The organism is Sodalis sp. RH24 (genome assembly GCF_047324145.1).
Taxonomy (GTDB): Bacteria; Pseudomonadota; Gammaproteobacteria; order Enterobacterales; family Enterobacteriaceae; genus Acerihabitans.
In genome coordinates this window covers 1,621,169-1,644,006 of record NZ_CP178729.1, presented here as the reverse complement: position 1 = coordinate 1,644,006, position 22,838 = coordinate 1,621,169, and the positions used below count along the sequence as shown (strand labels likewise).

Annotated in this window: 17 protein-coding genes and 1 pseudogene; 7 read left to right on the top strand and 11 right to left on the bottom strand. The window is 56.9% G+C overall.

Features of this window, described 5'->3' with window-relative positions:
* Window positions 1-2: 2 nt before the first annotated feature.
* The 3 genes from ACL2XG_RS07495 to ACL2XG_RS07485 all read right to left on the bottom strand — a co-directional run bounded on the left by ACL2XG_RS07495 (window position 3) and on the right by ACL2XG_RS07485 (window position 3,768).
* Window positions 3-950 carry an ABC transporter permease gene (locus tag ACL2XG_RS07495; protein WP_413722455.1) on the bottom strand — a complete coding sequence of 316 codons (948 nt, stop codon included), beginning with the start codon at window positions 948-950 and terminating at the stop codon, window positions 3-5.
* Window positions 951-1,015: 65 nt separating this feature from the next.
* Window positions 1,016-2,581 (bottom strand): ABC transporter substrate-binding protein, encoded by a 1,566-nt coding sequence (locus ACL2XG_RS07490; protein ID WP_413722456.1) that lies wholly within the window; start codon window positions 2,579-2,581, stop codon window positions 1,016-1,018.
* The gene (locus ACL2XG_RS07485; protein ID WP_410015699.1) at window positions 2,578-3,768 is read right to left on the bottom strand and encodes a M20 family metallopeptidase; all 1,191 of its coding nucleotides are present in this window, start codon (window positions 3,766-3,768) and stop codon (window positions 2,578-2,580) included. Before ACL2XG_RS07485 ends, ACL2XG_RS07490 begins: the two co-directional genes overlap by 4 nt.
* Window positions 3,769-4,296: 528 nt before the next feature.
* Here ACL2XG_RS07485 and ACL2XG_RS07480 point away from each other — a divergent pair.
* From ACL2XG_RS07480 to ACL2XG_RS07470, 3 genes are read left to right on the top strand one after another with little or no spacing between them, the layout of a single operon-like run.
* A complete protein-coding gene (locus tag ACL2XG_RS07480; protein WP_413723419.1) occupies window positions 4,297-5,265 on the top strand; it encodes a glycine betaine ABC transporter substrate-binding protein in 969 nt (322 codons plus the stop codon).
* 8 nt (window positions 5,266-5,273) lie between these two features.
* Window positions 5,274-6,047 (top strand): ABC transporter permease, encoded by a 774-nt coding sequence (locus ACL2XG_RS07475; protein ID WP_413722457.1) that lies wholly within the window; start codon window positions 5,274-5,276, stop codon window positions 6,045-6,047.
* On the top strand, window positions 6,044-6,823 hold the full coding sequence (locus ACL2XG_RS07470; RefSeq protein ID WP_413722458.1) for an ABC transporter ATP-binding protein: 780 nt from the start codon (window positions 6,044-6,046) through the stop codon (window positions 6,821-6,823). Before ACL2XG_RS07475 ends, ACL2XG_RS07470 begins: the two co-directional genes overlap by 4 nt.
* 86 nt (window positions 6,824-6,909) lie before the next feature.
* On the opposite strand, the gene ACL2XG_RS07465 is transcribed toward ACL2XG_RS07470, so the two are convergent.
* From ACL2XG_RS07465 to ACL2XG_RS07440, 6 genes are all read right to left on the bottom strand, one after another.
* Window positions 6,910-7,599 carry an amino acid ABC transporter permease gene (locus ACL2XG_RS07465; RefSeq protein ID WP_413722459.1) on the bottom strand — a complete coding sequence of 230 codons (690 nt, stop codon included), beginning with the start codon at window positions 7,597-7,599 and terminating at the stop codon, window positions 6,910-6,912.
* Entirely contained in the window at window positions 7,589-8,398 is an 810-nt protein-coding gene (locus ACL2XG_RS07460; RefSeq protein WP_413722460.1) for an amino acid ABC transporter permease, read from the bottom strand. The genes ACL2XG_RS07465 and ACL2XG_RS07460 overlap by 11 nt, the downstream gene beginning before the upstream one ends.
* Window positions 8,398-9,228, bottom strand: a complete 831-nt coding sequence (locus ACL2XG_RS07455; RefSeq protein WP_413722461.1) for an amino acid ABC transporter ATP-binding protein — start codon at window positions 9,226-9,228, stop codon at window positions 8,398-8,400. The genes ACL2XG_RS07460 and ACL2XG_RS07455 overlap by 1 nt, the downstream gene beginning before the upstream one ends.
* A 13-nt stretch (window positions 9,229-9,241) precedes the next feature.
* Window positions 9,242-10,072 carry an ABC transporter substrate-binding protein gene (locus tag ACL2XG_RS07450; protein WP_413722462.1) on the bottom strand — a complete coding sequence of 277 codons (831 nt, stop codon included), beginning with the start codon at window positions 10,070-10,072 and terminating at the stop codon, window positions 9,242-9,244.
* 428 nt (window positions 10,073-10,500) lie between these two features.
* A complete protein-coding gene (opgB, locus tag ACL2XG_RS07445; RefSeq protein ID WP_413722463.1) occupies window positions 10,501-12,378 on the bottom strand; it encodes a phosphatidylglycerol--membrane-oligosaccharide glycerophosphotransferase in 1,878 nt (625 codons plus the stop codon).
* 377 nt (window positions 12,379-12,755) lie between these two features.
* A complete protein-coding gene (locus tag ACL2XG_RS07440) occupies window positions 12,756-13,193 on the bottom strand; it encodes a nuclear transport factor 2 family protein (RefSeq protein ID WP_413722464.1) in 438 nt (145 codons plus the stop codon).
* Between the two features lie 525 nt (window positions 13,194-13,718).
* Between ACL2XG_RS07440 and ACL2XG_RS07435 the strand changes: the two are divergent.
* Window positions 13,719-13,964: pseudogene (locus tag ACL2XG_RS07435) on the top strand (helix-turn-helix transcriptional regulator); the annotation flags it as partial.
* A 321-nt stretch (window positions 13,965-14,285) separates the two neighbouring features.
* Window positions 14,286-16,430, top strand: a complete 2,145-nt coding sequence (locus ACL2XG_RS07430) for a TonB-dependent siderophore receptor (protein WP_413722465.1) — start codon at window positions 14,286-14,288, stop codon at window positions 16,428-16,430.
* A gap of 121 nt (window positions 16,431-16,551) precedes the next feature.
* Here the strand turns inward: ACL2XG_RS07430 and ACL2XG_RS07425 are convergent, their stop codons facing one another.
* Together ACL2XG_RS07425 and ACL2XG_RS07420 are read right to left on the bottom strand one after the other, a co-directional pair.
* The gene (locus tag ACL2XG_RS07425) at window positions 16,552-17,886 is read right to left on the bottom strand and encodes an MFS transporter (protein WP_410015689.1); all 1,335 of its coding nucleotides are present in this window, start codon (window positions 17,884-17,886) and stop codon (window positions 16,552-16,554) included.
* Between the two features lie 707 nt (window positions 17,887-18,593).
* Entirely contained in the window at window positions 18,594-20,000 is a 1,407-nt protein-coding gene (locus ACL2XG_RS07420) for an NAD-dependent succinate-semialdehyde dehydrogenase (protein WP_410015688.1), read from the bottom strand.
* Between the two features lie 277 nt (window positions 20,001-20,277).
* Between ACL2XG_RS07420 and ACL2XG_RS07415 the strand changes: the two genes are divergently transcribed.
* A complete protein-coding gene (locus ACL2XG_RS07415; RefSeq protein ID WP_410015687.1) occupies window positions 20,278-20,553 on the top strand; it encodes a metal/formaldehyde-sensitive transcriptional repressor in 276 nt (91 codons plus the stop codon).
* A 55-nt stretch (window positions 20,554-20,608) separates the two neighbouring features.
* The gene (locus ACL2XG_RS07410) at window positions 20,609-21,718 is read left to right on the top strand and encodes an S-(hydroxymethyl)glutathione dehydrogenase/class III alcohol dehydrogenase (RefSeq protein WP_413722466.1); all 1,110 of its coding nucleotides are present in this window, start codon (window positions 20,609-20,611) and stop codon (window positions 21,716-21,718) included.
* Window positions 21,719-22,838: the final 1,120 nt, after the last annotated feature.

Genomic DNA, 22,838 nt, shown 5'->3' with positions numbered 1-22,838 from the left:
CATCACGCCTTCACCTTAAGGCGCGGATCGATCCACCCAAACGACAGATCGACCAGCAGGTTAATCACTACGTAGCTGGTGGTAATCAGCAGCACCGACCCCTGGATCACGGTAAAATCCCGCCGCTCGATGGAATCGATAATCAATGACCCGACGCCGGGAATGCCGAACACGCTTTCAATCACGATGGCGCCGGTGATAAGCGATCCAAAGGATTCGCCGCAGATATTCAGTACCGGGATCCAGGCGTTTTTAAGCGCATGGCGCAGCAATACCCCCCGTTCGGGAACGCCTTTGGCCCGCGCGGTCTTGATGTAGTTCTCATGAAGCACGTCCAGCATGACCGCGCGGGTCATGCGCGCCAGCAGGGCGGCGATGCGGATGGCCAGCGCCAGCGCCGGCAGGAACAGGTAATGCAGGTTTTGCCACAGGCTGAGTTGGCCGGATTTATAGCCGATCACCGGAAACCAGCGCAGATGGACGGCAAAAAAGAAAATCAGGAACAGGCCGAGTAAAAAGCCCGGAATCGACAGCCCGAAGGTCGCCAGCGCCATAATCAGGCGATCGGTTAAGCGCCCGCGCCGGTAAGCCGCCGCGACGCCGCCCAGGATACCGAGCAGCATGGCCATGCCCTGCGCCAGCAACGCCAGCGATAGCGTGGGTCTAAGATGCTGCATGAACAGCGTGATCACGCTTTCCCGCATAAACAGGGAGTACCCCAGATCGCCTTGCAGGATGCGGGAAAACCATAGCCAGAACTGTTCAACCAGCGGCCGGTTAAGGCCGAGCCTGGCGCGCATCGCCAGCACGTCTTCCGGCCGGGCGTCATTGCCGAGGACCACCAGCACCGGATCGCCCGGCGCAAGATGCACCAGGCAGAACACCACCACCGCCACCACCAGCAATACCGGGATCAGCGCCAACAGCCGGTGTAACGCATACCATACCATTTGTTTATCCTTGCCCGCCGTAACCGGGCCGTCAGCGGGCCGCTAAAAAACCGACCGGGCAAAGGTTATTTATCCGGGACCTGCACATTCCATAAAATCGGGCCGATCAGGTCCGCGTAGCCCTTGACGCCGTCCTTGACGGCAATGGGTTCAGGCTGGGTATGGCCCAGCACAATCACCGGCAGGTATTGCCAGGTCAGGACGTGCAGCTTGTCCACCAGCGGTTTGGCATCCTGTAGCGAGGGCGCCTGCTTAATGCGATCCAGAACGCTGTCGATGTCCGGGCTGTTGGACCAGCCGGGGAAATTGGCCCGCGAGTCGAGGAACGGATATTGATGCAGCACCTGGCGCATGGAGAATTCCAGGGCGCAGAGGTCGAAATTTTTCGGGTCCTGGCGGCGCTGCAATACCGTCGGCCAGTCATAGACATCCAGCCGGGATTTAACGCCGATTTGTTTCAGCACCTGTTGGGCCACGATCGCCAGGTTGTAGAGTTCGGCATATTCCTTGGTGGCGATAATCACCACCTCCTGCCCCTGGTAGCCGGATTCCTTGACCAGCCTGCGGGCCTCGTCGAGCTTATTGACGTTATAGTAAGGTTTGCCGGCCCCGCTATACCAATCCACCTGCTGCGGAAATCCCAGGGAGGAATCGGCGCTGAAAAAACGCGGGTCGCTATAGCCGGCCAGCAGGACGCTGTTGACATCCAATGCGGTATTAAACGCCTGGCGCAGCTTGACGTCGGCGAAGGGTCCGGTTTTCTTATTGAACAAATAGGTGATAAGCGAACCGCCGGATTCCGGGGCAAATAACTGAATGCCCGGCGCCTGTTTAAGCTGGTCGATATTGTCCTTGGGCAGGTTAAACACCAGATCGTACTCGCCGGTCAGCGCGCCGGCCAGCCGGGTGGATTCATCGGTAACATACCGGAAAAAAATATCTTTCACATAGGCGTTCTTTTTGCCCGCCAGGCCGCTGGCCGGTTCACTGCGGGAAACATAACCGTCAAAGCGGGCGAGATGCAGATATTCGCCCTGTTTGAACTCCGCCAGCCTGTAGGGGCCGGTGCCAATCAGCTCGGTCACCGGGCTTTTCGTCTCGTTGGCCTTATCTATGATGCTTTTTGGCATGATGGCGGCAATATTCTTCACATCGGCCAGAATATTCAGCGTGATAAGCGACGGCGTTTTCAGGGTCAATTGCACGGTCAACGGGTCGATTTTAGTAAAGGCGGCGCCCGGCAGGTTGGCTTTACCCTGGGTGGACAACGCCAGCCAGCGGTTCATGGAGGCGACAACGTCGTCCGCGGTCAGCGGCTGGCCGTTCTGGAACACGATATGGTCGCGCAGGGTAAAGGTATACACCAGCCGATCGTCGCTGAGCTGGTAATGATCGACCAGTTCCGGCACCGGCTCGAACTTATCGTTAATCACGAACAGCTCTTCGAAAATATGACGGTCGACATCCGAGGTGGCGTTATTGGTGGTCAGATAAGGATCCAGGGTGCCGGGCCGGTTGCCGTAGGCGATATTCAGGGCGCCGCCGCCGGTGGCCGGGGCGGTGTACCCGGGCAGGGCCGCGCACAGTAAAAACAGGGCGGCATGGAACCGCATGGTATTGATTAAGCTCATGCTTGCTCCTGCTTGATACGTTCGAGCAGATGCGCGTCGGTCAGCAGCCGGTAGCCGGTTTTAGCCAGCACCCGGGCGCCGGTCACCAGCGCCTGGTAGCCGCGTGGGGAATTGGCGGCTTCGCGAAACGCCACCGTATGGCCTATCAGGTCATCGGGACCTATCTTGATATAGGGATGCGCGGTAGGCACGGCATGGCTGATATCGCCGGCGTCGGTGGACCCCAGACCTTCTTTAGGCGTGAGATCCACCTGTTCGCCATGGGCGGACAGGACATCCAGCAGCAGGGTATTCAAGGTGTGGTTAATGCGAAAATCGCGCGGACCCACCTGGTGTTCTATCTCCACGCGCGTGCCGGTGGCCAGCGCCGCCCCCTCGGCAATGGCGCGGATGCGCGGCTCCAGCGCTATCACTTCCTCGCGGGTATTGGCGCGGATGTAATAATGCGCCGCGGCGAATTCCGGGATCACATTCGGGGCCTGGCCGCCATCGGTAATAATGCCGTGTACCCGAACGCTCGCAGGCAGCTGCTGGCGCAGTACGCTGATGCCGTTATAGAGCAGCACCACCGCGTCCAGGGCGTTGATGCCCAGATGCGGGGAACTGCCCGCATGGGAAGGCTTGCCGTAAAAATTAAAATAAAGATGATTATTGGCAAGCGACGGGCCCGACAGGCGCGTGCGGCCGGCGGGATGGATCATCAGCGCCGCGTCCACTCCCCGCAGGAAGCCATGTTCGACAAAACGGGCTTTGACATTGCCGTTTCGCCCGCCCGGTCCCTTTAGCCCGCCTTCCTCCGCCGGGGTGCCCAATACCACGATTTTGCCGCCGGTTTCCGGCAAGGTTTCCGCGAGCGCAATGGCGGCGGCGATGCTGGTCACGCCGATAATATTGTGTCCGCAGGCATGGCCGATGCCGATCAGGGCGTCGTATTCCGCCAGATAGGCCACCGTCGGCCCGGGTTTGCCGCTATCCCTGACGGCGTGAAATGCGGTTTCATGCCCGGCCACGTTGGATGTCACCGTAAATCCCGCCGCGGTCAGCAGGCCGGTAAGGATCTTATTGGCGTAATATTCATTATTGCCGGTTTCCGGATGCGCATGTATATCCTGGCTGACGGCAATATACGTTTCCCGCTGCCGATCAATGGCATCGTCAATCCGTTTGATCAGGGTATCGGTGGTCATGGGTAACCTCATAATGAGATAAATAGTATTAGGACATGCGCAAAACCATACACTATTTCGCAATTGAGCTTAAAATGAAAATAGCGCATAACCTTAGTGAATTTCTGGACGAAGGTTGCCGTGCGGTTATTTTTTAGAAATAAGCGGAATATTACCAAAGCGCCCAATTCGTGGGGTCCTATTATTTGGTTATAATCAAGTCAAAAATATAAAAAGTATAAATTTCAGTCTATTGAAAAGAGATTGATGAAATAATATTCTCTTTTTCTACAGCGTTGACGGAAGAGAAGAAGAATTATTTTTCACGACTGCCTAATTTATCGCCATATCGACGGTGTTGAGCGTATTGGCCGGCATATAGTCAGTTATTCACTTTGAATATTCATATCTTAGCTAAATAAGGCAGAGCCTTTGCCTTTATACTGTGCCCCGTGCTACTGGCCTAACAATAAAATGACTCGCTTTCATTTCACAGGATATTTTATGCATAAAATAATAACGGCGGCGTTTGGCGCGGCCAGCTGGTTAATGTCATTATCCCCGTCCTTTGCCGCTGCGGCGGTGCCGCAGGAAGTGCGGATTGCCTACAGCGGCGGTTCGCAAGTGCTGATGTTGGCGAAGGCGGACGGCAGTCTGGAAAAAGCGCTGGGCACCAAGGTGAAGTGGGTGCAGTTCGCCTCGGGCGCCGATGCGCTGAATTATTTCGCCAGCGATGCCATCGATATCGCCAATTTTGGTTCCAGCCCGGCCACCGCCGGCATCGTGCGCAAGCTGCCGGTGGAAATCGTCGGCATTTCCGGCGTCATTGCCACCTATGAGCGCCTGATCGGCAAACCGGGCATCAATAGCCTGCAGGATATCGAGGGCAAACGTGTGGGCTACCCGCCCAACTCCACGTCCCAGTACGCGCTGGAAGCGGCGATAGCAGTGCATAAACTCGATCGCGGCAAGATTACCCTGATCCCGCTGCGCCCGGCGGAACTGGTGGCGGCCTGGAAACGCGGCGATATCGACGCCGGTTATGTCTGGGCGCCTTTTGCCCAGGAGCTGGAAGCGTCCGGCGGCCATCAGGTGTTCGCCACCAAGGATCTGCAAAAGGACGGTTATCTGATTTATAACAACTACGTGGTACGCAAAGCCTTTGCCCGGCAATATCCTGAGATCGTGGCCAACTTCCTGAAGGTACATCAGCAAAAGGTGGATGAATTCCGCCGCGACCCCGATGCCGCCGCCGCCATTGTCGCCCGGGAAGTAGGCGCGCCCGTCACCACCGCCACCAATACCCTGTCCGGCCTGGAATATCCCTCCATCGCCGAGCAGGGCACCGCCGCCTGGCTGGGCGACGGCACCAATACCGACGGCAGCGGCATCGGACAGGCGGTGAATAAAACCGCCCATTTCCTGGAGAGCACCGGCGAGGTACGTCAACGGGATATCCCGGCCACCTGGAGCGGGGCGATTAATTCCAGCTATATCCGCCAGGCCGCGGGTAAATAAATACCGTTATGAAAGTTGTTCATCATCTTGCTATCAGCGTCGCCTCGGTGGCGCTGTTTTTCCTGCTCTGGCAAATCGCCGGGGAACGGCGATGGGTCGACCCGCTATTGCTGCCGCCTTTGTCGGATCTGGCAGAAACTACGGTTGAGCTGTTGCGCGACGGCTACCGCCAGGTGCCGCTTTGGGAGCATATCGCGGTGAGCCTGGCGCGGGCGCTGAGCGCTTTTGCCGTCGCCATCGTGTGCGGCATCCCGCTGGGTCTGCTGATGGGGTTGTCGGCGCCCATCGCCGCCGCGCTCAACCCGTTTGTGCAGTTTTTGCGGCCCTTGCCGAAAATCGCCCTTATTCCGCTGGCGGTGGTCTGGCTGGGTATTGGCGAGTCGTCGAAATTTTTCCTTATTTTTATCGCCACTTTTCTGAGCGTGGTGGTGGGCGCCGCCGCCGCGGTGGAGCGCATCGGCGATGCCCGCATCCGCGTAGCGCAGACGCTGGGCGCCTCGCGCCGGCAGATTTTCTGGCGGGTGGTCTTGCCGGATACCTTGCCCGAGCTGTTTACCAGCGTGCGGCTGTCCATCGGCGTCGGCTGGACGTCGCTGATTGCCGCCGAACTGGTGGCGGCTACGTCGGGCCTGGGGTGGATGGTGATCAACGCCAGCGCCTATCTGCGCACCGATATCGTGATGATAGGCATCCTGCTGCTCGGCGCCATCGGTTATATGCTGGATCTGGCGATCGTGGGAGTACAGAAATGGCTGGTGCCCTGGGCGGGGAAGGACGCATGACGGCACATATCTCTGTTGAACATATTACGCAGGTTTTTACCGGCAGGCAGGCGCCCCTGACGGTGCTGGACGATGTCTCGCTGTCACTGGCCGCCGGGGAGTTCGTGGTATTGCTCGGCCCCTCCGGCTGCGGCAAATCCACCATCCTGAATATGATTGCCGGCTTTACGCCGGTACGGCAAGGGCGGATCTTGTGCGCGGGTCGGCCGGTCAGGGGGCCGCATCCCAGCCGGGGCATGGTGTTCCAGCAGCCCAATTTATTTCCCTGGCTGTCGGTGCTGGCTAACGTCACCTTCGGCGCGCGCATGGCGGGCCGGAAAAAGGCGGCGGCCGATGCCGACGCCAATGCCTGGCTTCAGCGGGTGGGACTGGCGGGTTTTGAACAGCATGCGCCCTGGCAGCTGTCCGGCGGCATGAAGCAGCGGGTGGCGCTGGCGCGGGCCTGGCTGCCCGACCCCGACATATTGCTGATGGATGAACCCTTCGGCGCGCTGGACGCGCAAACCCGGATGATGATGCAGGAACTGCTGCGCGCCGCCTGGAAGCAAACCGGCACGACGATTTTATTTGTCACCCACGATGTGGAAGAGGCGCTGTTTCTCGCCGACCGTATCCTGGTGATGTCGGCGCGGCCGGGGAAAATCGTTGAGGAAGTGCGGGTGCCGTTCGGCCCGCAGCGGGATATCGAGACCCTGGCGCAGGCCCCAGGCTACAGCGACATTAAACAACAGGTGCTTCACCGGGTGCGGACCGAGGCCCGGCGCCATATGCTGTAATGGTGCCCGGCGCGGGAGCGAATCCGGCGATTGCGCCCGCGCCGGGTAAGGATGGCGCAGCATCCGCCCACGCGCCGGGCGGGGCGCTACCGGGACAGCGGCTTCGGCGCGCCCAGTCGGGTGGCCAGCAGGGACAGGCCATAACACAGCAGGTAATAAATGACGCCGATAAAGATAAAAATCTCGGTGGGATAGATCTGTTCGCGGTTATTGACCTGGCCCGCCACGGTGGTCAGCTCCGGCACGTTAACGATAAACGCCAGCGAGGTATCCTTGATCAGGGAGACCATCAGCCCGATATAAGACGGCAGCAGATTGGGCATGGCCTGCGGCAATAAAACCCGGCGCAGGATTTGCCACTCGCCCAGTCCCGAGGCAAGGCCCGCTTCCACCTGTCCCGCAGGCAGGGCGTTCAGGCCGGCGAGCGTGGTATGCATCACCGCCGCCGAGGTAAACCAGGCCAGGGCCAGAATCACCGTCAGCGGACCGGGTATCGAGCCGCCGAACAGGATGGGCAGCAGGAAAAACAGCCAGAAGATAACAAAAATCAGCGGAATGCCGCGAATGATTTCAGCCCAGATAAACAGCGCCCGGCGCGTCCAGCCCGGATAGCGCCAGGCCAGGCACGCCAGCGTGACGCCGAGCGCCAGCGCCAGCGCGCCGGCGCACAGCGCCATCATCAGCGTCAGCAGCACGCCGCCCGGCTGGCCGTCGGCCAGGCGTCCCCATAGCAGGTAGGTCAGGTTAGCGAGGATCACGTCGATATTAAAGGTCATGGCGCGCTCCGCTTATCGGGTTGCCGGCCGGCGGCGCATCGAGGCCGGCCGCCGGCAACAGCGGTTGCCTGCCGTCGCGGCGCTTTGGGCCCACATATATCAGCAGGGATCCCATCGCCACGCCCAAGAGCAGATAAAGCCCGGTGCCCACCGCAAACGCCTCAAGCGCGTGGGCGTTAAAACTCTCCACCCGGCCTATCTGATAGGTCAATTCGGCGAAGCTGATGCCGCTGGCCAGCGACGAAAGCTTCATCAGGTTCAGGTATTGCCCGACCAGGGGCTGCCAGGCATTGAGCAGTCCCTGCGGCAACAGCACATGGCGCAGGATTTGCCACTGGCTGAACCCTTGCGATAGCGCGGCCTCCGTTTGTCCCGGCGGCACGGAGTTCAACCCCGCCTGGATTTCCTCCAGCAAAAACGCCGCGCAGAACAGCGACAATCCCCAGGCGGCGCAAAGGAATTCCGGCGCCAGCCACAGGACGTTGCCCGGCAGAATCGACCAGGGGTGCATATCGCCGATGTACAGGCGCACGCCTTGCGGCAGCGCGCCCCAGGCGGCAAAATACCAGAACAATAATTGCACCAGCAGCGGCGTGTTGCGAAACACCGAGACAAACGCCGCCGCCAGGGCGCGGCCAATCGGCCCCGGCGCCAGGCGCAGCGCCAGCATCAATAGGGTTATCAGCGTCGCCGCCAGGCAACCGAACAAGGTGACGTACAAGGTGGCGGCAAAGCCGGACAGGATCCATTGCCAGGGCTGGCCGGTCAGCACGCCGGCCCAATCCAGGTGCCAGGCCATCAGCTCTCCTCCAGGCGCGCATGCAGCGGATTAAGCACCTTCTGCAAAAAACGCTGCGCGCGCGGATGCACCGGCGCGCTGAAAAAGGTCTCCGGGTCGGCCTGCTCCAGAATGACGCCGCCGTCCATAAACACCACCCGATCGGCTATTTCGCGGGCGAAGCTCATTTCATGGGTGACCACCACCATGGTGATGCCGCTATGGGCCAGTTCCTGCATTACCTGCAGCACTTCGCCGATCATTTCCGGGTCCAGCGCCGAGGTCGGCTCATCAAAAAGAATCAACGTCGGGTCCGTGACCAGGGCGCGGGCAATCGCTACCCGCTGCTGCTGGCCGCCGGACAGTTGGGCCGGCAGAAAAGACGCCTTATCGCCCAATCCCACCCGCTCCAGCAGACTCTGCGCTTTGGCATGCGCTTTCGCTCGCGTCCAGCCGTGCACGGTGATCAGCGCCAGGCTGACATTATCCAGGGCGTTAAGATGGCCGTAGAGATTAAACTGCTGGAACACAAAACCGATATGGGTGCGAAGTTCACGCAGCGCGCGGCCTTTCAACGCCGAGGTGGGATGGCCGTCGATCAGAATTTCACCTCCGCTTACGGTTTCCAACTGGTTGATCAGGCGTATCAGGGTGGATTTCCCCGACCCCGAGGGGCCGCAAATCGCCACCACCTCGCCGCGTCCGACGCTGAAATCCACCTGGCGGATCACGTAGTGGGGGCCGAAAAATTTATCAACCTGGCGGAACTCGACGGCGGGGATGGCATGTGGGGCAGGGGTATCCGCCACCGGGGCGGCGGATGGTTGCAGATTGTCGTACTGGGATTGCATTGATTCAGCCTGATTATTTCGCTGTTATGGTAAACAGACGCGGTTGAGGCGATTTGGTCTGGGGTCCGAACCAATTATTATAGATGGAGGTAGCCTGGCCGTTTTTTTCCAGTTTCAGCAGCTCGTTATTAACGAAGGTCAGCAACGCGGTCTCGTCTTTTTTCACCCCGACGCCTATCTCTTCTTTACTCAGCAGCTCCGGCAGCACTTTATATTTGGCTTTATCCGGCGCGCCGTCGAGCAGGCCGGCGAGGATGGTGCTGTCCTGGGTGATGGCCTGCACGTTGCCGTTGCGCAGCGCCGTCAGCGCCAGCGGAATATCATCATAGGACAAGACGCGCGCATTCGGGAAATGATGATGCAATTCCTGCTCGCCGGTGGTGCCCTTTACCGCGCCGATACGCGCGTTGGCGTAACCGTCCAGTTTATCCGGCGAGTTTACCGGCACCAGGAACTGCTGCCCGGTGACAAAATAGGGAATGGAAAAATCAATGACCTTGGCCCGCTCCGGCGTGATGGTAATGTCGGCCACGATAATATCGGCTTTACCCGACTGCAGCAGAGGAATGCGGTTGGCCGGATTGGTGGGCACCAGCTCCAGCTTCACGCCCAGCGCGTCTGCCAGCGCCTTGGCAAAGTCCACGTCGTAGCCGACGATATTATGGGTTTTGGCATCGACGGAACCAAACGGCGGGTTGGAATCGAAGGTGGCGACACGAATAACGCCGGCCTGCTTGATATTGGCCAACTGGTCGGCATGGGCGGCAACGGAGACGATACTGCCTAACGCTAACACAGTCAGCAGCGATAACGCTGAAGGCCGGCTATTAATGAATAAGGCCATTTGCTTTTCCTTGATATAATTTTAATATAATTTAACCACTTCATGGGGTTATTCCATGGCGCTGGTTTTCTGCTGAGGAATATTACATAGGCAACGATAATTAACCACGTATAAAAAAGCATATGTTTATCACCACTAAGCATAAGAATAACTTATGACCTATCGGGCCAGTGGCCGGCGGGCATTTATGCCAGTGAACACGGGGCGCGGGCGCGGCACCGCGCGCGATTTAAATAAGAATAATAATTATTACTCAAGACAATAAGAAATGAATTGAAGCCGGTGGCGCGGGATATTTTATCAAACCGCAGCATGAGGATGTTTAATAAATAACCATCGCTGCGGCATTTTATCGCCGGGACAGGGGCGGCAGGCTAAACCGGCGGGCGCTATCACCGGCGCTGCAACCCCCGTCCGGTGCAAGGGGGTTAATTTGTCGCGGGAGCGGATAAGTTCAGTCTGCCGACGGTCTGCTCAAACTGCGCCTCATCGCCCTGCGGCAGTTTTTTGAACGACACCTTGCCGCGATACACGTCGGAGTCGATTTTAACGATGTTCGGCTGGGTGCTCAGGTTGCCGACGGCGACACAATAATTGGTTACCTGGCTCAGCGATGGATCCCAAATATCGGCCATTTTATTACAGTCATCAATCCATAAAAATTTATCCCGGGCATTCAATTTCGCCAATTGCTGTTTTAACGGTGCGGATAAATACACGTCGAACATCGGCTCAATATTATTTTTATCAATTTTTAAAATCAACGGTATTTTAAATTGAACGCCGGAAAAGCCGATGGTTTTGGCATTTACATCAATTTTATATTTTTTTATCTTGGTCGGGAAATCCCACTGCCGGATAACATCCGGTATCCATGCGGTTATCTTATCATCGAGATTTAAAAAATAGGTTGATAACGATGTGGAGGATAAACTGCTCCGGCCCAGGCCGATATAGTTATCGCCCCCCAGCACATCCAATACAGTCGCGCCGTTATCCAGCGTGCTGCGCTTGACATTACTGACCTGGGGCTGCTCCTTGTCGCCGCGCAGGATAAAGAACAGATCCTTTCTGTCGTGCTGATTTAAAATATCATAGGCGGTATTGTTCATGGCCAGGTGATCGGAAGACACCACGATCACCGTGTTTTTGAAATAGCCCGATGCGCGGATTTTTTTGATAAGCCCCGCGATATGCTCCTGGCTGCAGGCCACGGCGCTTAGGGAGCTGTTTTCCATATTGTCATACGCATAGGAGCGATTGGTGCAGGATCGCGAAATATATCCGTCCGGATGATGGGTGTCGACGGTCAGCGCAAATAAGGCAAACCGCTGTTTTTGTTGCGACAGCGCAATAAATTTATCATAGACCAGATCCAGCAGGGTATCGTCATACCAGCCCCACTCGTTGCGGTAGTCGGGATCCTTGACCAGTCCCTTAAGCTCCTGGAAACCATAGATATGCTCAAAACCATGGGACTTCAGGAACAGGCCTTTACCGGCAAACGCCATATCGGCCCCCTGGTAAAAATAGGTATCGTAACCGGAAGCCTGCAGTATATCGCCCAGGCAAATATCATGGGGGTAAAAGGTCGATAACGAACTTGAGGCATTGCCGTCAAAGGGGGCGAATAACGGAATGCCGCACTGCGACGCCACCATTCCGGCAATGGTGTAGCCGGTGCCGGGCAATTGGGTAGTATTGCTGAAATCTATAGCATCGTTTTTCTGACTGTTAAGCTCGGTGGTTAAACCGGCAAAGGCGTCCTGATCGAAATAGGTTCTTTCCAGGCTTTCGGCATAGATATAAATAAGGTTGGGGCTGTCTTTCGCCAGTGTTTTGGACGGGGTTCTGTAATAGGTATTAAAGTCCGTATCGCCGCTTGCCAACTGGGATTTAACCAGGCCGGCAATTTCACCGCTGGCCGGCGTGGCAATCACGGCGACCACGGCCAAAACGAGAGCCAGCAGGCCGTAAGCCGTACGGCCGCCGCCGGCTTTTCTGAATAGCAACAGCCATGACATCAGGCTGAACACCAGCAGGGAAGCCAGGATGAAACCGGCAAAGGGCAGGATGTACTTGCCTAATCCGGCGCCGGTTAAACTGCTGGTCAGGGTATACAGCACCGAATCATTGATGCCGGCGCCGGTAAAGTAATTACTGGCGACCCTGACTAAATTAAGCAGAATATAAATACCTAAAACAAACAGCACTAATGAAAACAAATATTTATTTTTTTTGGCTTTCGTTGAATAAATAATAACCGCCGCTATAAATAATACTATCGACAGGGTTTCCGCTGACATTGTTCTCCCTCCATCGGGCAGTAAGGGAAATACCTCCGGCTATAGCAGCAGCGTTTCAAGGCGGTCTTCCGGTAAGGGATGGGTGATAGTTATCTGTATAGCAATTAATCCGCTACGGCGCGAGATTTCATTACCGTTTTGTGACAAGCCGCGCCGGCGGGTGGTGCGGGTAAAAAGAATTGAACGGCGAAATACAAGAAATTATTTTTTTAATCAATTGATTTAAAACAGTAAAACTTCACCGCTCGGCTAAAAAGCAGGAGATGAATTCTTTTTGCGTTGACAAAAAGTTACATTTTTTTTACAGCGGAAAGCCCGGTGGGCGCGGGGAAAACGACGCAGCGGCCCTCATATCCGAGAGCCGCGCTGGCAGGGGTTTATTTAGGCAATGAATAGGCCTGGCGCGCCAGGAGCTTCCAGGCGCCCGCCGCATTTTTCTGCCATACCTGCATGACGCCGATTTTCACTTCGCCCGGCTTGCCGCCGTCTGCGGTTTTCGCCTGCAGGATATGCCTGACGATGGCCACGTCGCCGTCGACCTGCACGGTTTGGTCTTTGAGATCCAGCGTCAGGAATTTGGATTGACCGGTGACGATGGCATCGACAAATTCGGCGTTGTTCTGGATTTTACCGCTGGAGTGGCCGTAGCTCAGCGTCGGCGCGCCCACTTTCTCCAGATCGGCTTTCTTGGCGCTGACCATGGCCTGACGCATGGTTTCCACCGCCTTGGTTACCGCCGTGGCATCGGCGCTTTGGGCGAAACAGCTGCTGCTCAACAGCAATGAAAGAAGGGCCGCGCCTGCAATTTTATACATGGTTATTCCTTACCAGTGACATCGTTAAAGAGGGGCAATGCTAACCAATTTCATGAGGTTACCGTTGTGACTGATCTCATGTATTTCAAAAAAAATAGTTTTTATTTATTTTTAATAAAACATTGTTTTGAAATTATCTCAAGCAATTGTCCGCGGAACATTGTGCGGGATGGCGGCAAGCGTTTCAATGTGATTAAACTCACAATTTTTGGCATTAATAAATTATTACTACCACGGCAATCTGTGCCACCGGGTGTAAACCCCTGATTGACATTGCGTGGCGGTCATAGCAATCAGAAAAGATCAAAAAACTCGGAAATTATTAAAAGCACGGGATTTTTGCGGGGCAGGGGAAATTTACTGAGTGGAATGATGGCGTTACACACAGCACAAAATCAGGCCGGCAATTGCCGGCCCTCACCCTGATGTGTGTTCTATTCTTATAAAGTGTTTAGTTATTCTAAACAACTCTGATGTTAAGTGATGCTAAACAGATTATCAAGCTAACTTTACTCATATTTGAAGATGATTCCAAAACGCCTGAAAGAAGCCCGGCACAGGGCCCAGCTGACACAGGAAAAGCTGGCGGTCATGGCTGGCATCGATGAGTCCACCGCCCGTTCCAGAATTAGTCAGTATGAAAATGGGATATATCGTCCCAATTTTGAAACCTGCTGTGCGTTTGCCCGCATCCTGAACGTACCCGAATGCTATTTCTACACGCTGGACGATGAGTTTGCCGCCGCGCTGCTGGCGCTGTATGTCTCGCACGCGGCATCGGCCAATATGCGTCTGGCGTCGAATGAAGGAGAAGAAGAAAAAGAAGAAAAAGAAGAAAAAGAAGAAGAAAAAGACGCTGCCGACTGGCAAAAACGGGGTTAAGCCTACCGCCGCCAGGCCATCTTAGACTAACCCTTTCCATTGCCGTATCGAGGCGTAGCAACGTCTCGCAGCCGCCATCCCGCCCCGCGTAAGCCTTGCCGTTCCGGCCAATTCCTTAAATGTGTTAAATTATTTCTTGAATCAATAAATAAGAAAGATAATAATTCTCATTTAGTTTCAATTTCATTCACCTGTCAATGGAAAGATACAATGAGAAGGGTCTTGCGCTTAACACGTTCCACTCTGCTGTGTTCACTCGCTTTCGCGGCGCCGTTATTCACCTATGCCGAGGATACCCTGGTGGTTACCGCGGCCCAGACGGCCGACAGCGCCGATGCGCCGACCCGGGGCTACACAGCCAACACCAGCCGCGGAGCGACCAAAACCGATCAGCCGCTGATTACCACCGGCCAGTCGGTGTCGGTGGTGACGCGCCGGCAAATGGACGATCAGGCCGCCCTGACGGTGAACAGCGCGTTGAATTATACGCCGGGGGTATTTACCAACTTCGCCGGCGGCGCGACCCGCTACGAGACCGTTTCCCTGCGCGGATTCCACGGCGGCGATACCAATAATACCTTCCTGGACGGCCTGCGGTTGATGAGCGACGGCGGCAGCTATAACAACCTGCAAATCGATCCCTGGTTCCTGGAGCGCGTCGATGTGATTCGCGGTCCGTCGTCGGCGCTTTACGGCCAGACCATTCCCGGCGGCCTGGTGATGATGACGTCCAGACGCCCCCGTTTTGCCAGCGAAGGGCATATCAAGCTGATGGCCGGCAATAACGCCACCACCGGCGCGGCGTTCGACTATACCGGCGCCGTCAGCGATCAATGGGCGTTCCGCCTGACGGGCATCACGCGCCATAGCGATACCCAGTACGATCACCAGCGCGAGGAACGCTATGCCATCGCGCCGTCGCTGTTATGGCAGCCGGACGGCAACACGTCGCTGCTGTTAAAAGCCTATCTGCAAAAAGATCCGTCGGGCGGTTATCACAGCGCGGTGCCGGCGGACGGCAGCCTGTACGCCAGCAGCGGCGCCAAGCTGGACCGCGGGTTTTTTGACGGCGAAAGCAGCCTGAATACCTTTAAGCGCCGCCAGCAAATCTACGGCTATGAATTCGACCATAGCATCGACGACGTCTGGTCAATCCGCTCCAACGGCAGTTATACCCATGCCAACGTCGACCAGCAGCAGGTTTACCAGATTGGCTGGAACAGCGATCGTACATTGCTTAACCGCTATTATTCCGGCGAATCGTCCTCGCTTGCCGCTTACGCCATGGATAACCAGCTGGTGGCCGATTTCAGCACCGGCGACCTACAGCATAAAGTGGTGCTGGGCGGTGAATACCATGAATATACCAACGACCTGTGGGACGACAGCGCCTACGCCACCCCGCTCAATGCGCTCACCGGCGTCAGCGGCGGCCCGGGGCTGTTCACCGACTACGGCCTGACCGTGCCGGGCGTCACGCGCGTCGATGCCAAACGCCGCTACTCACAAAGCGGGGTCTATCTGCAAGATGAGATGACGCTGGATAAATGGCACCTGGATCTGTCCGGGCGCTACGATCGCATCGTGGCCAAAAATACCACGTTCAATACCGACACCACCTACCGGCGCCAGGACGATCATATCAGCGGCCGCGGGTCGCTGCTGTATGCCTTTGACAGCGGCATTTCGCCTTATGTCAGCTTTAGCCAGGCCGTCACGCCGCAGGCCTTGTCCGGCGCCGACGGCAACCTGTTGAAACCGACCACCAGCGAGCAGTACGAAGCCGGGATAAAATACCAGCCCCCCGGTACTTCGTCGCTGTATACCCTGGCGGTTTACGACCTGACGCAAAAAGATGTGGCCAACCGTATCGTGCAGGGCAGCTATTATGTCCCGGCGGGCAAGGTACATTCCCAGGGGATTGAACTGGAGGCCCGCACGCAGCTCACCGAGCGTCTGGCCGGCATAGCCGGCTATACCTATAACCGGGTACGCTTCAGGGACGCCGTGGACGGCAACGACGGCAACACGCCTTATGTCACGCCGGATCAGATGGCGTCGCTCTGGGCGCAGTACCAGGCGGATTACGGCATCAACCTGGGCGGCGGGGTGCGTTATATCGGCCGGCAGTGGGCAGATAATGAAAACACGCGGCGCGTGCCGTCGGTGACCCTGCTGGATGTTTCGCTACGCGCCGATCTTGCCGCCTGGAACCCGCAGTGGAAGGGGGCCTATGTGCAGCTTAACGCCAATAACCTCACCGATCGGAAATACGTGGCGGCCTGTTATGGCACCGGCTATTGCTATTGGGGCGCGGAGCGCTCGCTGGTGGCCACCGTGGGCTACGATTTCTGATCAACAGGCAAAAGGCACGGGCCGGGGAAAGGATGTCCAGGCGCGTCAAGGGGGAGGGGAGAGGGAAAATAGGCGGATGAGGGGGGGCGGGCCGGGTTTCCCGCCCGCCCCCTATACAGGATTACGCCGGAACGTTTTTCAGCACCAGCCGCTGGATTTTACCCACCACCAGCAAATAGCACAGCATCGACATAATGGCCGAGCAGCCGACAAAAATCAGCGCGCTGTTAAACGAGTGCAGATTTTTGACCAGAAAACCAATCAGCAACGGGGTGACGATGGAGGCGACATTGCCGAACACGTTGAAGATGGCGCCGCACAGGCCGATCACCTCTTTCGGCGCGGTATCCGCAATCACCGGCCAGCCCAGCGCGCCGAAGCCTTTACCGAAGAATGCCAGCGCCATCAGCGCCACCACCAGCACCGTATTATCGGTGTAGTTGCAAAGGATCATGCTGGATGCGAGCAGCATGCCGAACACGATCGGCGCCTTGCGGGCAAAGGTAAGCGAACAGCCGCGCTTAAGCAGGAAATCCGACACCACGCCGCCCGAAATACCGCCGACAAAACCGCATAACGCCGGAATGGAGGCGATGATGCCTACCTTAAGGATGCTCATCCCTTTTTCCTGCACCAGATAGATGGGGAACCAGGTCAGGAAGAACCAGGTAATGGTGTTGAGGAAATACTGGCCGAAAAAGATGCCCAGCATCATACGGCTGGTGAGCAGTTGCTTAACGTAGTTCCATTTCGGTCCGTTATCCTTCGCCTTTTTGCTGTCCATATTGACCACGCCGCCGCCCTGCTCGATATAATCCAGCTCGGCGCGCGACGCGTAGGGGGATTCAAACGGGTTATGGACAAATTTTATCCACAGAAACGTCAGGATAAAACCGATGACGCCCATGACGGTAAAGACGTGTTTCCAGCTCCACGCATAGACCAGCCAGCCCAGGAAAGGCGAAAAAATCGCCAGGGAAAAATACTGCGCGGCGTTGAAAATCGACGACGCCGTGGCGCGCTCCTTGGCCGGGAACCACGCGGCGACAATACGGGCATTGGCCGGGAAAGCCGGGGCTTCGGCGAAGCCCAGCAGGAACTGCAGCATAAACAGCGAAAAGACCGCCATCGGCACCGACAGCACCCCGACGAATCCTTGCAGCAGGGTGAACAATGACCAGAAAAACAAACTGTAGCTATAGACTTTAATCGACCCGAACCGGTCAAGCAGCCAGCCGCCGGGGATTTGCATCAACAGATAGGCGATGCCGAACGATGAAAAAATCATGCCCAGGTTGACCACATCCAGCCCCAAATCGTGGGACACCGCTGTGCCGGCTATCGACAGGGTAACCCGGTCGGCATAGTTAACCGCCGTAATAATAAATATAAATAACAGCACCACATAACGTACGTGGGTCCTGCCTTTTTGGTCCAAAGTGGACTCGATTGCCATACGATGTCTCCGCGTTAACGCTGCGCGCCTAAGGCATTTATTCCCGGCGAATTGTCGCCGCCGCCATAGGCCTCATAATTAAAATACTGTCTGTCGGTAGGGGACTGGGTATACGTTGAATGGGTATCGGCGCGATACGTAAAAAAGAAGAGGTATCAATCGCCATCCGTAATTTGAGCAGGCAGTATAAAAATGGCGCCAGGGTAAGTCATTATGCAAATGACCAATATTAGAGCCGGGATTAGGACTATTTTTGTGGGAACATGGAGTCTGTGCGGTGGATCATAAATATGGGTTTTAGATAATTTTTAATTTTAATATTGCGATGGTGATCACAATTTATAGGTATTTCGCCGCATAATAAATTAAAAAATTATGGAGAGAGATGTTTTTGCCCAACTGCGGCATCCCTTTTTCGGCCGGGTTAGTATTCCACGATTAGTTGATAAATTAAACTAAATTTGTAATGGCGTGGATATTCTCCGTGCGGCAAAGCACGGCATTATTCATATTCATAATAATGAAATGCCGTTTTAATTTAAAAACACCGGTAATTATCACGCTGATATCGGCAATAAGCGCAGGCGCGGTCAACGGTCGGCGCACGGTGAATCCGCGGGGGGAATGAACCGGGCAGCCTGTTTCCCCCGGCGCGTTAGCCGCAGGAAACAGGCGTGATTTACGGGCCATGCCGGCCCCGGGTAGGATCAATAAGGCGCGTCGGGCGTGGTGATGCGGATCAGCTTTTCATTGACGAATTCATGAATCCCCGCCGGGGATTGTTCGCGGCCATAGCCGGAGTTTTTGGTGCCGCCAAACGGCAGCTCCGGGGCAATACCTGTGGTATGGTTGATATAGACCATACCGGAATCGATTTGCCGCGCCACCGCCACGGCCCTGGCGGTATCGGTGCCGAAGACGGTGCCCCCCAGGCCGAAGATGGAGTCGTTGGCCAGCGCAATCGCCTGCGCCTCGTCCTTGACGGCATACACGCACAGCACCGGTCCGAAGATTTCCTCGGCGTAGGCCGCCATGCCGGGTTTGATGCCGGTGAGGATGGTCGGTTCCATATACGCGCCCGGCCGGTCCACGCGGTGGCCGCCGTAGATCAGTTTGGCGCCTTCCCTCACTGCGGTTGCCACCTGCTCAACGATCTCCCCGGCCGCTTTTTCACTGCTGAGCGGGGCGAGCTGCGTGGACGGATCCAGCGGGTCGCCGATCCTGATCTTTTCATAAATGGCCCGCGCCTTGGCGATAAATGCCTCGGCGACGTCTTCCAGCACGATAATACGCTTGGGCGACACACAGACCTGGCCGGCGTTCCATAAACGTCCCATGGCGGCGGTTTTTACCGCCAGATCAAGATCGGCATCCGCCAGCACCACAAAGGCGTCGCTGCCGCCCAGCTCCAGGGTCGATTTCTTAACATGTTTGCCGGCCTCGGCGGCAAAGCTTGATCCCGCCGCCTCGCTGCCGGTCAGAGACACGCCCTTGATGCGCTTATCGCCTATTAATTGCGATACCTTGGCGCCGGGCACGAACAGATTAGTGTAAACGCCCACGGGCGCGCCGGCATCGATAAAGATACGCTCCATCATGGCCGCGCACTGCGGTACGTTGGAGGCGTGTTTCAACACCATGGTATTCCCGGCCATGATATTCGGCGCCGCCGAACGGGTGATCTGGTAGAAAGGGAAATTCCAGGGCTGCACGCTCAGCAGCACGCCGAGGGGGTCATAGCTGAGAAACGCGCTGCCAATCCCGGTTTCCAGGGGCTTGTCGGCCAGGAACCGTTCGCCGTGATCGGCATAATAATCAAATATATCGGCGCACAGTTGCACTTCGCCCACGCCTTCGGCGTGCAGTTTGCCCATTTCAATGGTACACAGCTTGCCCAGCTCATCCTGGCGATCGCGCAAAATGGCGGCCACGTTATGCAGCAGTTTGGCCCGCTCGGCGAACGGGGTTTTTTTCCATTGCTGGAAGGCGGCGTCGGCGGCGGCCAGGATCTGTTCGATCTGCTGGTCGGACATAACGTCGAATTGCTTTTCGATTTTATTGGTGGCGGGATTAACCGTTTTGATCGACGACGGTGCGGCTGTCTGTACGCTCATGATAATGCTGTCCTTATGAAACGACCGGTGATGTGAAGGATCTAACGCGATATCCTGTGCATGCAGTATAGTCCCCCACGGAATTATTTCTCAAGGTATTACCCTATCGAAGCCATCGGCCGATTGACGCCCGGACGCGTGTTTTCATCTCCGATCGTTGTCCGGATCGGGCGGGGGCAACGAGCGCTTATGTTGCGCGCCGCGCGCGAATGGCTTGATCTTTTTTTCTTTATCTATACTATACCCCCCTATACTATATTTTCATACGGGTCGGGAAATGCCTCGTTCAGCTGAAGATAAAAAACGCGTCCTGCTGCGGGTCCGGCGCATCAAAGGGCAGGTGGAGGCGCTGGAGCGCGGCCTGGAAACGGGCGTCGACTGCGGCGCGCTGCTGCAGCAGATCGCCGCCATCCGCGGCGCTTCCCACGGCCTGATGTCTGAAATTATGGAAATTCATATCCGCGACGAACTGGGCGAGGAAGACCTGACGCCGGCGCAGAAGGCGGCCCGGCTTAACGATGTCGCCAGCCTGGTGCGTTCCTATTTGAAGTAATGACGCCGTCGACGGTAAGATGTTGACCGGTGCTGTTTATGATTGGAGAAACCTTATGAAATCTCGTGCAGCCGTTGCCTTCGGGCCGGGCCAGCCTCTCAAAATCGTTGAGATTGACGTTGCGCCGCCGCAAAAGGGCGAGGTGCTGGTGAGGATTACCCACACCGGCGTCTGCCACACCGACGCTTTCACCCTGTCGGGAGACGACCCCGAAGGGCTGTTTCCCGCCGTGCTGGGCCATGAGGGCGGCGGCATTGTAATGGAAGTGGGCGAAGGCGTAACCAGCGTAAAGCCCGGCGATCATGTCATTCCCCTTTATACCGCCGAATGCGGCGTCTGCAAATTCTGCACCTCCGGCAAGACCAACCTGTGCCAGGCGGTACGCGTTACGCAGGGTAAGGGCCTGATGCCGGACGGCACCACCCGTTTTTCCTATAACGGTCAGCCCCTTTATCACTATATGGGCACCAGTACCTTCAGCGAATATACCGTGGTGGCCGAGATTTCCCTGGCGGTGATCAATCCCCAGGCGCCGCTGGAAAAAGTCTGCCTGCTCGGCTGCGGCGTCACCACTGGCATCGGCGCGGTGCATAACACCGCCAAGGTCAAGGCCGGCGACACCGTCGCCATTTTCGGCCTGGGCGGCATAGGCCTTGCAGCGATCCAGGGCGCGGTGCAGGCCAAGGCCGGGCGGATTATCGCCGTCGACACCAATCCGGGTAAATTTGATCTGGCCCGCTCGATGGGCGCCACCGATTGCATCAATCCCAAGGATCATGCGCGGCCGATCCAGGAGGTGATTGTCGAACTCACCGACGGCGGCGTGGATTTCAGTTTTGAATGCATCGGCAACGTCGATGTTATGCGCGCGGCGCTCGAGTGTTGTCACAAGGGCTGGGGCGAAAGCATCATTATCGGCGTAGCCGGCGCCGGCAAGGAGATCCGCACCCGTCCGTTCCAACTGGTTACCGGCCGGGTATGGCGCGGGTCCGCCTTCGGCGGCGTCAAGGGGCGCACGCAGTTGCCGGGCATGGTGGAGCAGGCCATGGCCGGTGAAATCAATCTTGATCCCTTTATCACCCATACCCTGCCGCTGGAGCGGATTAACGACGCGTTCGATTTAATGCATGAAGGTAAATCCATTCGCACCGTAATCCACTTCTGACGCCGTCCCACGCGCCGTCGCTGGATGTAACGCCGGCGGCTCGGGGGAGGCTTATAGCCCCCGCGGCGAGGGTTCGTTTGCTGTGCGTTAGCGGGAGGCCAGGCTTATGCCGCCTCGGCGAGGGTTCGTTTGCCGTGCGTTAGCGGGAGGCAAGGCTTATGCCGCCTCGGCGAGGGTCCGTTTGCCGTGCGTTAGCGGGAGGCAAGGCTTATGCCGCCTCGGCGAGGGTTCGTTTGCCGTGCGTTAGCGGAAGGCAAGGCTTATGCCGCCTCGGCGAGGGTTCGTTTGCCGTGCGTTAGCGGGAGGCAAGGCTTATGCCGCCTCGGCGAGGGTTCGTTTGCCGTGCGTTAGCGGGAGGCAAGGCTTATGCCGCCTCGGCGAAGGTTCGTTTACCGTGCGTTAGCGGGAGGCAAGGCTTATGCCGCCTCGGCGAGGGTTCGTTTGCCGTGCGTTAGCGGGAGGCAAGGCTTATGCTGCCTCGGCGAAGGTTTCGCTTGCCGTGCGTTCGGTGGTTATATGGCGTGTCCGGTGCCGGCAAGCGACAAAGAGGCCGTACCGCGACGGCCTCCTTGACCTCCGCGCGTCCGGCAGGTCGTGCGCCGCTGCGCGGTTCCCGGCATCACCCATCCCGGCTTTGGGACCGTCCGGGATGCGCTCCCGGCGCAGCCCGGACTTTCGCCGCTCCCGGCGGCTCATCCCGCCATGATGGGCGCTGCCGGCGCACTCTATGCCGGCACCACGTCAACACCATCGTCTGTGAGTAAAACAGCGTTTTTAGGTTTCTTGCGGCATGCACTTACCGGGAAAAATATCAGCACCCATTTGGGATATGAGCTAAGAGATAAAAGCTAAAAGCTAAAAGCTAAAAGCTAAAAGCTAAAAGCTGACGCTTACTGCTAAAACTCAAAACTCAATATGCAAAACAGAATAATGAATGTCTTACTGCCTGACTGCATTTTGCTGTGCCGACGGCATTCCATCGCCATTGCATCCCTAATGGTCAATCCTATGCCGACGCCAGTCCCTATCCTAAGCAGCAGCGCCGCAGTCACTTCATAAAACGCTTGGCCAACAGCGACATGTGGACCGGCATAAAGCGCGCTGACGGCGCCTGTGCCCC

Bases quoted from the DNA above. Each gene is read 5' to 3' on its own strand.
- ACL2XG_RS07430 (WP_413722465.1), top strand. From the start codon at position 14,286: ATGAGAAGGGTCTTGCGCTTAACACGTTCCACTCTGCTGTGTTCACTC.
- opgB (WP_413722463.1), bottom strand. From the start codon at position 12,378: ATGTCAGCGGAAACCCTGTCGATAGTATTATTTATAGCGGCGGTTATT.
- ACL2XG_RS07460 (WP_413722460.1), bottom strand. From the start codon at position 8,398: ATGGCCTGGCACCTGGATTGGGCCGGCGTGCTGACCGGCCAGCCCTGG.
- ACL2XG_RS07480 (WP_413723419.1), top strand. From the start codon at position 4,297: ATGTCATTATCCCCGTCCTTTGCCGCTGCGGCGGTGCCGCAGGAAGTG.
- ACL2XG_RS07415 (WP_410015687.1), top strand. From the start codon at position 20,278: ATGCCTCGTTCAGCTGAAGATAAAAAACGCGTCCTGCTGCGGGTCCGG.
- ACL2XG_RS07440 (WP_413722464.1), bottom strand. From the start codon at position 13,193: ATGTATAAAATTGCAGGCGCGGCCCTTCTTTCATTGCTGTTGAGCAGC.
- ACL2XG_RS07455 (WP_413722461.1), bottom strand. From the start codon at position 9,228: ATGCAATCCCAGTACGACAATCTGCAACCATCCGCCGCCCCGGTGGCG.
- ACL2XG_RS07420 (WP_410015688.1), bottom strand. From the start codon at position 20,000: ATGAGCGTACAGACAGCCGCACCGTCGTCGATCAAAACGGTTAATCCC.
- ACL2XG_RS07475 (WP_413722457.1), top strand. From the start codon at position 5,274: ATGAAAGTTGTTCATCATCTTGCTATCAGCGTCGCCTCGGTGGCGCTG.
- ACL2XG_RS07410 (WP_413722466.1), top strand. From the start codon at position 20,609: ATGAAATCTCGTGCAGCCGTTGCCTTCGGGCCGGGCCAGCCTCTCAAA.
- ACL2XG_RS07495 (WP_413722455.1), bottom strand. From the start codon at position 950: ATGGTATGGTATGCGTTACACCGGCTGTTGGCGCTGATCCCGGTATTG.
- ACL2XG_RS07450 (WP_413722462.1), bottom strand. From the start codon at position 10,072: ATGGCCTTATTCATTAATAGCCGGCCTTCAGCGTTATCGCTGCTGACT.
- ACL2XG_RS07470 (WP_413722458.1), top strand. From the start codon at position 6,044: ATGACGGCACATATCTCTGTTGAACATATTACGCAGGTTTTTACCGGC.
- ACL2XG_RS07465 (WP_413722459.1), bottom strand. From the start codon at position 7,599: ATGACCTTTAATATCGACGTGATCCTCGCTAACCTGACCTACCTGCTA.
- ACL2XG_RS07490 (WP_413722456.1), bottom strand. From the start codon at position 2,581: ATGAGCTTAATCAATACCATGCGGTTCCATGCCGCCCTGTTTTTACTG.
- ACL2XG_RS07485 (WP_410015699.1), bottom strand. From the start codon at position 3,768: ATGACCACCGATACCCTGATCAAACGGATTGACGATGCCATTGATCGG.
- ACL2XG_RS07425 (WP_410015689.1), bottom strand. From the start codon at position 17,886: ATGGCAATCGAGTCCACTTTGGACCAAAAAGGCAGGACCCACGTACGT.